7 protein-coding genes are annotated in these 12667 nt (G+C 40.3%); 3 read left to right on the forward strand and 4 right to left on the reverse strand.

What is annotated here, in order from left to right; translation table 11 throughout:
* Positions 1 to 1832: 1832 nt before the first annotated feature.
* The 3 genes from H6G26_RS32875 to H6G26_RS32885 all read left to right on the forward strand — a co-directional run bounded on the left by H6G26_RS32875 (position 1833) and on the right by H6G26_RS32885 (position 7382).
* A complete protein-coding gene (locus H6G26_RS32875) occupies positions 1833 to 2198 on the forward strand; it encodes a hypothetical protein (RefSeq protein ID WP_190735065.1) in 366 nt (121 codons plus the stop codon).
* Positions 2199 to 2313: 115 nt separating this feature from the next.
* Positions 2314 to 4740 carry a filamentous hemagglutinin N-terminal domain-containing protein gene (locus H6G26_RS32880; RefSeq protein WP_190735067.1) on the forward strand — a complete coding sequence of 809 codons (2427 nt, stop codon included), beginning with the start codon at positions 2314 to 2316 and terminating at the stop codon, positions 4738 to 4740.
* A gap of 74 nt (positions 4741 to 4814) precedes the next feature.
* Positions 4815 to 7382: a CHAT domain-containing protein gene (locus H6G26_RS32885; RefSeq protein WP_347242542.1), complete on the forward strand. Its 2568-nt coding sequence runs from the start codon at positions 4815 to 4817 to the stop codon at positions 7380 to 7382.
* On the opposite strand, the gene H6G26_RS32890 is transcribed toward H6G26_RS32885, so the two are convergent.
* The 4 genes from H6G26_RS32890 to H6G26_RS32905 are packed head-to-tail and all read right to left on the reverse strand — an operon-like array spanning position 7324 to position 12215.
* Entirely contained in the window at positions 7324 to 8214 is an 891-nt protein-coding gene (locus H6G26_RS32890; protein ID WP_190735071.1) for a DUF928 domain-containing protein, read from the reverse strand. The two genes, H6G26_RS32885 and H6G26_RS32890, sit on opposite strands and share 59 nt — an antisense overlap.
* Before the next feature lie 2 nt (positions 8215 to 8216).
* Positions 8217 to 10568 (reverse strand): CHASE2 domain-containing protein, encoded by a 2352-nt coding sequence (locus H6G26_RS32895; RefSeq protein ID WP_190735073.1) that lies wholly within the window; start codon positions 10566 to 10568, stop codon positions 8217 to 8219.
* A gap of 26 nt (positions 10569 to 10594) precedes the next feature.
* Entirely contained in the window at positions 10595 to 11512 is a 918-nt protein-coding gene (locus tag H6G26_RS32900; RefSeq protein WP_190735075.1) for a DUF1822 family protein, read from the reverse strand.
* 49 nt (positions 11513 to 11561) lie between these two features.
* Positions 11562 to 12215, reverse strand: a complete 654-nt coding sequence (locus H6G26_RS32905; protein WP_190735077.1) for a sigma-70 family RNA polymerase sigma factor — start codon at positions 12213 to 12215, stop codon at positions 11562 to 11564.
* Positions 12216 to 12667: the final 452 nt, after the last annotated feature.

Here is a 12667-nt window from a genome sequence, read left to right on the forward strand (position 1 = left end):
GGTTTGACTTCTTGCAGGAGTGTTGGAATGATGATCCGGCACTGGTGATAGTGATCAAGAGGTTGCTGGTGAAGTTTCCGCAATGGGGGATTGCGATTGTGGATGGGAGTTGATTCGGTGGGAAGGGTAGCGTGAGAACTTTATAAAGTAAAGTTTTGTAAAAGTCTCAAGTTCTTGCGAAAAAATTGAGTTTGAGAGTGAAAACTTAGTAGGAGTATTACTCAGGAATGGATAGCTAGTAACTTTATTTATACTTAATTATGCTATTTTATTTTTTCGATAACTACAGACCTTCTAAAGTATTTAATAAGACTAGATTGAGACCGTAGTAATACTTTAACGCACTTTACTTACACACTATCCACTTTATGTATAAAATCCAAAACTGGAAGTTCTCGGTAGCGCTGCCTTTCTCTATAACTTGCTTGACTCTTGCCTCTTTAGGAGACTACAGTTCTGCAAAAAACTCTTGTATACCTGATGTTACATGCCCTATTGAAATAGTGGTTGACGAATGGCATATTGGTAATCCAGGAGGGCCAAAGGAGACGTCCTGTGATATAGACTTTTTGCCAGAAAAAGGGCTTGAGCGAATACAGAAGCTACAGCAAAAAGATCCACAAGCAATACAGAAGTTGCAGCAGGACGATTCAACAACACTAGAAAAACTGCAAGAGCTAACTCCAAGCTCAGTACAGCGAACCATAAAAAATTGCTCCCATCCCAAAACAAAACCCTGAAATACCTATAATTCAAAATCAGTAACAGGGCGTTGCATAAATGCGGGATGAATTGGCGGGCGAAACCATTGGAAATACGTTATAAATTGTGCAAAATCATCCTCTAATTCAGCAACGCCTCCCACCTTATGATCTTCTAAAACCGAGCTAAAATTACTTAAAGTTTTATTTTTTTTTAGGTAACTACAAATTTTCTGGAATATCTAGTGAGACTAAATCGATACCGTAGCAATGATTCGACTTTAATGTACTTTATTTATCTACGATTCACTTATGTATATCCAAAATTGGAAGTTATCGGTAGCGCTGCCTTTCTCTATAACTTGCTTGACTCTTGCCTCTTTAGGAAACTACAGTTTTGCATCCTGTATACCTAATGTTACATGCCCTATTAAACTAGTGGATGATAAAATGCATAATGGCAATCCGCCAGGAGAAGCCCCACGTGGTCCCTGTGTTATAGACCCTTTGCCAAAAAAAGGGCTTGAGCGAATACAGAAGCTACAAGAAAAAGATCCACAAGCAATACAGAAGTTGCAGCAGGACGATTCAACAACACTAAAAAAACTGCAACAGCTAACTCCAAGCTCAGTAGAGCGAACTAGAAAAAATTGCTTCCATCCCGAAACAAAACCCTGAAATACCTATAATTTAAAATCAGTAACAGGGCGTTACATAAATCTGGGCTGAATTGGCGGACGAAACCATTGGAAATACGTTATAAATTGTGCGAAATCATCCTCTAACTCAGCAACGCCTTCCACCTTATGATCTTGTAAAACCTAAGCTAAAATTACTTAAAGTTTTTTTTGGGCAACTACAAATTTTCTGGAATATCTGTAGGACTTACGCACTATATAAAATGGCTATCATGTGTGTCAACGAAAATCCGTTGTTTCAGACTATTGGCTACTGGCTTAATTATCAGTAGCGATCGCTGGCTAATAGTGAAAAAATCAAACTTGATGCCTGAAAATGTTTACCCATATTTAATTGCTTCTGTCAATTCGTAAGTCCTAATCAAGTGAGATTAAATCGATACCATAGCGATGATTCAACTTTAATGATACTTTATTTATCTACAATTCACTTATGTATATCCAAAATTGGAAGTTATCGGTAGTGCTGCTTTTCTCCATAACTTACTTGACTCTTGCCTCTTTAGGAGACTACAGTTTTGCATCCTGTATACCTAATGTTACGTGCCCTATTAAAATAGTGGATGACAAATGGCATATTGGCAATTCCCCGGGAAAACCTGGTGGATTCCCCTGTTTTCAAGATCCTTCTTCAGAAAAAGGGCTTGAGCGAATACAGAAGCTACAGGAAAAAGATCCACAAGCAATACAGAAGTTGCAGCAGGGCGATTCAACAACACTAGAAAAACTGCAACAGCTAACTCCAGGCTCATTACAGCGAGCCAAAGAAAATTGCTCTCATCCTAATACAAAAACTTGAAATACCTATAATTCAAAATCAGTAATGGTAACTGCTACAAAGACTATTTGGTACTTTTTATTGTTCCTAAACAAAAGATTAGTAAATGGTTTTATATAGGGCTACTATTCGTAAGATGACTCAAAATTGGAAATACTGCTCTTGGCAACTGGGGCTAGCAAATTCTTTGGCTCTCCTTGGAGCATTGGTTATTGACGGAAACTATTTTGCAAATTCTGTCTTTGCTCAAAGTCAGATTATAGCTGATGATACATTAGGAGCAGAACGTTCTTATATCGATGAAGAAAAACCCTTGGGTGATAACATTGATGTGCTGACGGGTGGGGCAACTAGAGGTAATAATCTGTTCCACAGTTTTAAAGAACTTAACGTTAATGAAGAAAGAGCAGCTTTATTTAGGAGTCCTAACAGTAATATTCAAAACATACTGGTAAGAGTTACAGGTAATAGCCGCTCTGAGATTTACGGCACATTAGGTACTTACCAAATGGTCAACGACCGAATATCTCCTTCTAACGCCAATTTGTTTTTGATTAATCCCCGCGGGATTATCTTTGGACCGAAGTCCATTTTAAATCTAGGTGGTTCGTTTATTGGTAGTACAGCTAGCGGAATCAAATTTAATGATGGCACCTTTTTCAATGCAACTACTCTGGGAACAACACCTCTACTTACAGTGAGTGTACCTGTAGGGCTACAAATTGGTAAAACTGTAGGAGAAATTAAGGGACAGGGGCAAGTAGTAGTACAAGCTGGGAAAACCCTGGCGTTGGTAGGCGGTAACATTACTTTAGACAACGCGATTATACAAGCGGAAAGCGGTCAGATTGCTTTAGGAGGGATACTTGGTGAAGGAATAATAGAACTGAACATTGATAGCAATGACCGAACGTTAAGCTTTCCTAATGACGTTACCTTAGCAGATGTATTACTGAGCAATGAAACTAGAGTCACTGTTAGTGAAGATGTAAATGAAGATACAGTCAATGACAAGGGTGGTGGTTATATACAGCTCCAAGGCAGGGATTTAATATTAGCCAATGGGTCAGGAGTTTTCGCGGGCAACCGATGGAGTCAAAACGGTAGAGGAATCTCTATTCAGACTGAACAGTTAACTCTTCGAGATGGATCGCAAATAAGTGCTTCAACTTCTAGTTCAGGAGATGGGGGAAGTTTAACGGTAATGGCAACTGACTCTGTGCAAGTGATTGGAACTTTTGGAGAGGATCAGCCCAACGGTTTGTTTACTACCACTTCCGGTGAAGGCGCAGCAGGCAACTTGACCATTGAAACAGGAAAGTTAATTGTTGAGAATGGAGGAAATATAGCAGTTAGTACTGATAAGGATAGCCAAGGTCGTGGGGGTATTTTGAAAGTGACTGCCTCGGATTCTGTAAAACTTAGCGGAACTTCAGTAACTACAGGAAAACCTAGCGGTTTATTTGCTCAGACTTTAGGCAATGGAGATGCTGGATCTGTTACAATTGACACAAAACAATTGATTGCACAAGATGGAGCGCAAGTAGTAAGTGGTAATGGTGATAATAGCCAGGGTAACGGAGGGGGTCTAACTGTATTTGCCTCTGACTTTGTAGAACTAAGTGGAAAATCGTCTAATAGTGAAGATACCAGTGGCTTGTTTGCTCGAAGTCGAGGTTCTGGAGATGCAGGTTCTATATCAATTAGTACAAGGCAATTGATTATACGAGATCAGGCACAAGTAACAGTAAGCGGTATAGCCGCAGGAACAGGAACCGCAGGTTCATTAATAGTTGATGCTAATTCTATTTATCTCAACAACGCTGCGAAAATCACTGCTGACACTACAGGAGGTGGAGGTGATATCTTTCTGCGATCGCCCTTGTTGTTACTACGTAATCAAAGTTCTATCACCACTAATGCTAGAGGTAGCGGTATCCCTGGAGGCAACATCAAAATCGATGCCACAGATGGTTTTATCATTGCTGTTCCTCAAGAAAATAGTGATATCAGTGCCAATTCTGTTGACTTTCGTGGCGGAAAAGTCGAAATCAGCGCTCAAGGAATTTTTGGGATTCAGCGTCGAAATACACCGACTCCAGAAAGCGACATTACTGCTACAGGAGTAAGTCCTGAGTCCAGTGGTTCTGTAGAAATCAATACACCTGACGTTGATCCCAACAGTGGCTTAGTTGCACTACCCACGGTAGCCGTAGACACTCAGATAGCGCAGGGCTGTTACAGCCCAGGTTATGCTCAAAACAGCTTTATCATTACTGGACGCGGTGGCTTACCTCCTAACCCCAGAGAAGCTTTTAGTAGCAATATAGTTCGACCAGAGTGGGCAACTCTGGGCCCAAGCAATGATATTAACTCTCAGCAAACTATTAAAGAAAAGCCCCCTATCCCTACACCATCAGCACCGATTGTTGAGGCTACTGGGTGGGGAACTAATACTAAAGGTGAAATAGTACTTACAGCCAATGCATCTGCGGGCACTCCCCACAAAAGCTGGCAGCAGTCACCAGTTACTTGTAGTTCTGCAAAATCTGCTGACAATTAATTTGGTAAATAAATATGTTGTCAAGTAGATTTTGGCGAAAAGCCCAGCGCAGAGTTAAACAGTTGCAGACAATAGTGCAACGCAATGTAAGCGTAATTATACTTATAGCACTGTTTTTAGTAACAACAGTTTTACCTAGCGCCGCTCAAAAGGTCGTAATTAACATACCCTCTCCAGGTTCACTTAATGCAGAAAATCTGGTACAACAAGGCAGAGCTTTGTATGAAGCTCAACAGTTTGGTGATGCTGTTAAAACTCTAGAATTAGCTGCGGCTAACTATGGTCGTAATGGAGATCAGCTAAGGCTTGCGATGACTTTAAGGAACTTGTCCTTGGCTTATCAAGAACTTGGTTTATGGGCAGAAGCGCAAGAGGCAATCACCAAAGGTTTCAAGTTATTAGAAAATTTAAATAACTCGCTAGAAAGTTCGCAAATCCTTGCCCAAACATTAGATGTGCAAGGGCATTTGCAGTTAGCACGAGGACAAGCCGAAACTGCACTACAAACCTGGGAGCAAGCTGCTAAAATTTATACGCAAACAGGCGACTGGGCTAAATTCACTCGTAATCGCATTGTTTCTGCACAAGCTTTGCAAATGTTAGGACTTTATACTCAAGCTGAAAAGATTCTCACCCAAGTACAGGAAAGCCTTGAAAAGCAAGAAGACTCAGTTTTGAAATCTATAGGGCTGCGTAGTCTTGGTGATGTACTACGAATTGTAGGAGATTTAAATGAATCCCAACAGGTATTAAAGCAGAGTCTGAAAGTGGCTTTATCCTTGCAAGCAAATCCAGAAATTGCTGAAGCTCTAATTAGCCTAGCTAATGCAGCACAAGATCAGGGAGACACTCAAGCTAGTTTAGATTTTTATCGCCAAGCTGCTGCTATATCTATTCCCCCAAGTATACGTATCCAATTGCTGTTGAATCAATTTAGTTTTCTTTTGAAAACAAAGCAATGGAGTAGTGCCCTTGCATTAATGCCCCAAGTTCAGCCAGAGATTAACAAGTTACCCCCAAGCCGGATCGCAGCTTACGCTCAAATTAATTTTGCCCAAAATTTAGCACGATTGAAACAGGAAGCAAGCGGGATCACTTTCTCATGGATAGATATTGCCCATCTGTTAGCAAAAGCGGTTGAGCAGACACAAAGTCTAGGAGATAAACGGGCAGAGTCTTATGCTCTAGGTACTCTCGGCTGGTTGTACGAACAAACAAAACAATTCACTGATGCTCAATCGCTTACGCAGAAAGCTCTATTCATTGCACAAAGTATTGATGCGTCTGATATTGGTTATCAATGGGAATGGCAAATGGGGCGTTTACTTAAAAACAAAGGAGATAATAAGGAAGCAATTTCATACTATTCTAAAGCAATCGAAACCCTTCAAACTTTACGCAGCGATTTAGCTACTACAAATCAGGGAATTCAGTTTACCTTTCGTGAAAGTGTGGAACCAGTGTATCGTGAATTAGTGGAATTGCTGGTACAAACAAAAGGGAACTTAGAGCCACCGCCAGATAACCTAAGACAAGCTCGGTTTCTAATTGAAACTTTACAATTGGCAGAACTAGATAACTTCTTTCGACAAGCTTGTTTAACTGCAAAGGTAGAAATTGACCAAGTGGTTGAGCAAGACCAGAGTGCAGCAATTGTTTATCCAATAATTCTACCAGACCGCTTAGAAGTTATTTTGAAGTTGCCAGGGCAAAAGGATTTAAAACATTACGCTACCAATATAGTTAAGCAAGATGTGGACAAGACTCTTGAGCAATTGCAAGAAAATATCCCTGAGCCTCACACATTACGGCTGGTTCAGTCTCTATCTGCACAGGTATACGATTGGTTAATTCGGCCTGCTGAAGCTGAACTAGGCAAGAATGAAATAAAAACACTGGTATTCGTTTTAGATGGTGGATTACGGAATATACCAATGGCATCGCTCTATGATGGCAAACAATATTTAATAGAAAAGTATGCCCTAGCAATTACCCCAGGTTTACAATTATTTGATCCCCAGGCTATACCAAAGAGACAATTACAGGCACTAACAGCAGGGTTAAGTGAAGCACGTTTAGGATTTTCAGCTTTACCAAACGTAGAACGTGAATTACAAGCAATTAAGTTACAAGTAGAAACAAAAGTGCTACTGAATCAGCAGTTTACTTCAGAGGCGCTCCAGAAGCAGATGAAATCACTGCCTTTTAAAGTTATTCATTTGGCAACTCATGGACAGTTTAGCTCCGACGTTAATAAAACGTTTGTTCTCTCTTGGGATAAGCAGATTAAAGTTAATGAATTAAGTGATTTTTTGAGAACTAGAGAGGAGAACAAACCAGAACCAGTTGAATTGCTAGTACTGAGTGCTTGTGAGACAGCCAGTGGTGATAATCGAGCTGCTTTAGGATTAGCTGGGGTAGCTGTTCGTGCTGGCGCACGCAGTACCCTTGCCTCCCTATGGAACATAGATGATCAATCTACTTCGATACTGATGAGCTACTTCTACCAAGAATTAGCTAAAACACCCAACATAACTAAAGCCGAAGCATTGCGTCGTGCCCAACTAGCTTTGTTACAAAATCCTAGTTACCAACGTCCAAGGTTCTGGGCACCCTACGTTCTTGTCGGAAATTGGCTGTAGCGATATTTGCCTGTGTTGTTGCTGTTTGTGCTTCAGGCTTACAGCAATCAAGTATCGGTTCTGTAACCAAGTTTTGCAAGTCTACAGACTCTAATAAACTAGCCCAATCGCTTACTAAGTTAGTATCCTGTCTAAAAGTGCGACGCAAATTAGCCAAAGTAGTCAAGGCATCGTACCAAATACCATTGGCAGCATAAAGAGCGACTTGTTGCTTTGGTGTTGCTTTACTTATTTGGTCTTGCACATTTGGTTTGAGCGCTAACAGTTGCACGTTTCCTTCTACAGAAGTCAGAAATTTATTATTTTGCTTGCAATAGATGTTGAAGTACCAACGATATTGCTTACCAATTTCAAGAGGTGAAGAGGTAGTGGGAAGAGTTACACCGATTATCCCTGGACTTTGTGCTAAAGACGTTTTATAAAAAGTTTGATCTTTTTCATCCTCTATTACTAACTTGGCATAAGAAGAGTCAGATGTATAAGGAACATAAAACCAGAATGTAGGGCGCTGCTGAGTCGTTAACCCCGAAACCACTCGTAAACTCGAATATTCAGGTACTAAAGCTATGAGCAACTTACTCTCAAGTGGTACGTTTTGCGTGGTTTCATTTAAACAGCCACGGCTTCCACCTCCTCTGCGTTGCCCAGGGGCACCTGTATTTGGTGGTGGTGGTGGCGGTGTTTGAAAAATTAATCTATTTTTTGGTTGTTGGCTAGCGTTTCCCGTTGAGGGTTGTACCGAATCAGTCGGTTTAGCAAGCTGTGCTTGGGCTGGTATCGCATTAATCAACGCTAAAATAATAGTTAAGGATAGTTTAATAGAGTTATTCATAATTAAAATTTTATAGAGTCATTACTGTTAATTTGTTGAAGACGGAACACTACTACGCTTCCTCCAGTCATCCCTAAAGCCAAAACCGAAGGAACAAGTGGTATCCAATATCCTTGTATTAATAGGTAATAACAAAACCCATATAAACCCATAAGTGCTGCTCCTGTTGTTAATCCCCAAGGCACGATTGTTTGGAAATACCGAGCAATTGTCCCTCCAACAAAAGACCAACTCAAAACCCATACTACTTCATTCCAAAAAGGCAAAACTTGGAGCAAAGGTCGTCCATCCAAAACTGCACTAAGGATCTGGCTGACCATTTGAGCATGAATAATTACACCTGGCATTTCGCTCAAGGGAGTTAAAAAATGATCACGTGCACTAGAAGCGCCAACACCAATCAAAATAATTCGATTTTTGATCAAGTTAGAGTTAACCTTGCCCGTAAGCACATCTTTTAAACTGACTTGTTCAGCAACTTGCGTTAGAGAAGGAGAAGAACGGTAATTAAGTAAAACTTGATAACCTCTATCATCAATTTGTTGATACCCGCCCATGTGCGAACGCAACTGCTTGAAGACAATTTTACCTACTTGTAACTCCCCTTGCTGAGTGTAGTTAACATTAATACCTTGAGACTGCAAGTAATGAAAAGCTAACCGCGCACTAAGGGCATAAGGTGTCACACAAGGAGATGTGGAACTTGGTTCCATCGCTATTAAATGGCGACGGATAAAATAATCTGAGTCAACTACAAAATCACTAAATCCTTGGCGTTGTAAGGGAATTTCTGGAGGTGGCGCAATACCTGGCTTTTGCTCCCCTTCACTAACTTCGCAAATCCCATAGAAGCGATCGCTGTTTCGTAAACGAGTAGCTAAATTCCTATACTTTGCATCTACTGGAAAATCTCGGTATATATCTAAACCAATTGCTCGTGGGTGATAAGAATCAAGTTTTTCTAACAGTTGCATCAGTGCCAAATCCGATAACGAGCCTTTTCTTTGTTGTTGCTCTTTTAATTGGAAATCCCCTTCGTTGATAGTAATTACTAAAATCCGCTTATCTTGTCTCTCAGGGGGTCGTAGCTGCATTAAATGATCTAAAGTCTGTAACTCCCATTTTTGTAGTATTTTTGACCAGCGTACACCCATTACTAAGCCAGTGATCGCCAAACTTAACAATATTACTTTTTGAAAACTAAGCGGTTTAGAGTACGGATGAGTTTTATATTTATTTAGTTGAGGTTGTCCAGTTCTGGGTTCTGGCTTTTTAAGCAGGTCTTTCCAAGTTGGTGGTATTGCTGCTGGATTTTGACAAATTATCGGTAAGCAAACGGCACAAGGATATTTATCTTCAATACCATGTAACTTTTCTCTTGATTCTCGTACTGCTAAGTACAGAGACTCGCCACTGGAAAATTTTTCGAGGAAATTTTTTAAAAATTCTTGCGCCACCAAGTCTTGCACTGGCTCCCGCATCACAATGATTTGTGGAATATGCAAATCTTCTAGTTGAGATGCTAGTCCTAAACCATCGCAGGAATTAAAAATAGCTAACTGCAATCCTTGGCTTACAGCTTTTTTAAGACCATATTTGAGTTGCTCAATTGTTAAGCAATCCGTTTCATTAATATAGATATTACCGCTCTTGCCATCCTCCCGGCTTTCACTATGACCTGCAAAAAATAAGATATCCCAGTCTCGCTCCCAAAGCTGTTTATTTAACTGACTGCGCTGTGGTTCTACCAGAAAAGTTGTTTCTGCATCAGGTAACATCTCCAATATCTCTCGATCTTTGTCAATCAAGATTCCTTCACTATTACCTAGAATTGCTAAGATTTTTACTTTCTCTTCAATAGTACTTGTCTTTGGTTTTAGCAGATATTCGTACTCTGGGGCGCTTAAAGCAACTTCTGCTTTTTGGTAATCCTCAAAAAAATCCCATAAATGCCACGGAAGACGACGTAGCCAGGTGTCACTGGTTTTGATTAGTACGCGGACTGTATCATCTGACGTTAGCTGTTTAAGTAATTTCTCTTTCACTGGGCGAAAGGAATTACAGTTGAGCCAACTATTCATTTGCTCATTTAACTTCTTGTTTAACTTGTGGCAGTTGTTAAGATGCTCATTAAGAGAAGTTCCGACATGAATGTTCAGCGGTGTAATGCGAAAACTTGATAAACTGCGATAGGTTGTTCGCCAAAGCTGATAATCTGCAATTATGTCTGGCTTTGAGGGCAGATAGCCTTGAACTTCTATACTGGCGCGATCGCCTTCCGCCCCAATCTCCAGTGTGACTTTTACTCCCTGGCTCAAATCACCATCTAGCTTCAAGACAACCAACTTCTGCATGGCTAGCAATAGAAAACCCTATGTGCTTAAATAACAAACTTCTCAGTGATATTAACATCTCCCAATTCCAAGTTAACGCTAAAACGCTCTCCTATTTGAACATTAAACTCTAATGTTACATGAGTACTACCACGAATAGTACGCGTTTCCATAACAGTAATCCCTTTCTCGTCTAGCACTTTGACAATGAGATTATTGGGTAAGTAGGCTTGCTCACCGGATGGATACATTTGCAATTTCAGTTGGATTTCTATCGAATTTTTGGGAGTAAGTGTAACAACTAGTGCCAGCGATTGTCCGGGGAGTTCTATCCCCATGTCAATCAGCTTACCCCGCGTCACTCCGTTTCGATAACGAAAAGCTAATTGTGGTGTTTTTGGCGCTAGAATTTCTGATATCGGCTGCCAACCTGCATCAATTATATTTTGCAACCAATAGCTCAAATTGACTTCCGTCGGGTTACTTTCAAGTGAATCAAGATATGCAAGTAAGTCCTCAATAGTCTGTAACTCGTTGAACAAAAGTTCACCAGCTTTTACCGTTTTAGTAAACCCGATTAGAGTTGCTTGTTGATGCTCTATGTCTAGCTCAACTACAACTACGCCGATTCTGTCATCCGGGACTTCTGGTGGAATATAGCAGAGATTACCAGAACTTACGGGGCGACATTCTAAGTGACCTAATCCACTCAACTTCAGGTCTGCCACATCTGCATAATAGTGCATGGCACAATTCCAACTATCGCTAGTCCTTGGATCTGTGGGAATGTTCATCATTTGCATGTAATCATTTACCGCACATACAGCCAATGTATTAAGATATACCTGCTTTTTCTTTTCTGATGTCACCTGTTCATCAGCAAAAAAGCGTGCTATTTTCAGCGCTGCTTGGGTAATAGCAACGGGAATGGATTTTTCTTCTAAGTTTTTAATGCTATGAATCATAAGTTTCCTTCCGCTTTCTAGATAACCTTCTATAATAGATATCTCTGCCTTAATGCCCAATTTCGTGATACCCTTGCCTGAGAGCAAAATTTCGCAAGCGTGGTAAGCACTCACGTTTATAGAAATTGGGTGCAGTTGATGGGGGTAAGTTGAATTCCTTAGCGATGTTTTTCCAGGGAGTTTCTGGAGGCAGGCGTCGCAGAATCAATATTTGGCAAGTTACATCAGGTCGTCCTTTAACGTGAGTACTGGCTAAATCATTGTCTGGATCTGTAAAAGCCCATTGGTAAGTTTCTTCTAAAATTGGTGGAATATCGGTTGCTGCTGGCAAGCTTTCTACCGTGTTAGTTGTATTTTCAATTTCTAAGCTAGATAGAGGAACAGTCTTAGCTTGAATTTCGGCTTCTCTAGAGCGAAAATCTTGCAGTCGCCACTTGAGACAATTGTCGAGCCAGGTGAGCACACTACAACTATCTGGGTTATACTGCTCCGGATTTCGGCAAAAATATAACCAAGTTTGTTGCAGAGCATCATTATAGTAAGGTGTGTTTTCTTTCCATAGTTTGCCCGATTTCATCACAACTCTAACTATCTCACTAAGTTTTTGCCGCCGCATCAAACTCTTTGTTGGATAAGAACAGGCTTCGGCAACCAGATGCTGGAGTTGTTGGTTTAGATTACTTACCGTGTGGACGTTTGTCATAGAAAATCTCCTGGTGAAATACTTGCAGAAGTAGTCACAAGATGCATCTGAGTGTTTAAATTTCTAATCAACGAATCCATAACTTGATGTTTAACCCTCTTGTGTCACTTGCGGAAAAGAATAATCGGAGCGAAACTCTGAAACTGTGATTTAATAAAGTTTTGAGCTTTTATTTTCTAAAAGAAACTAAAATTTATAGCCAAAAACTAAAAAATAAAGCTCTCAAAGGCTTTCAGGCATTGGCTTCTCCCAAAGTGACAGAACAGGGTTAATATCTGGATCAGTAGAGCTTATTATCTAGTTATCAGACTCAACTTCAAGTTTTTCGCAGAAATCTAAAAAAAATTTCTAACCATTTAACTGTTCATACCAAATGTAGACAAGTGCTGGGCAATACTCTGATCCTGATATGAACTACTATAAGCAAAAGTACCAAAAACTGATTCTCAAAA

This window comes from Nostoc sp. FACHB-888, assembly GCF_014696655.1.
GTDB lineage: Bacteria > Cyanobacteriota > Cyanobacteriia > Cyanobacteriales > Nostocaceae > Nostoc.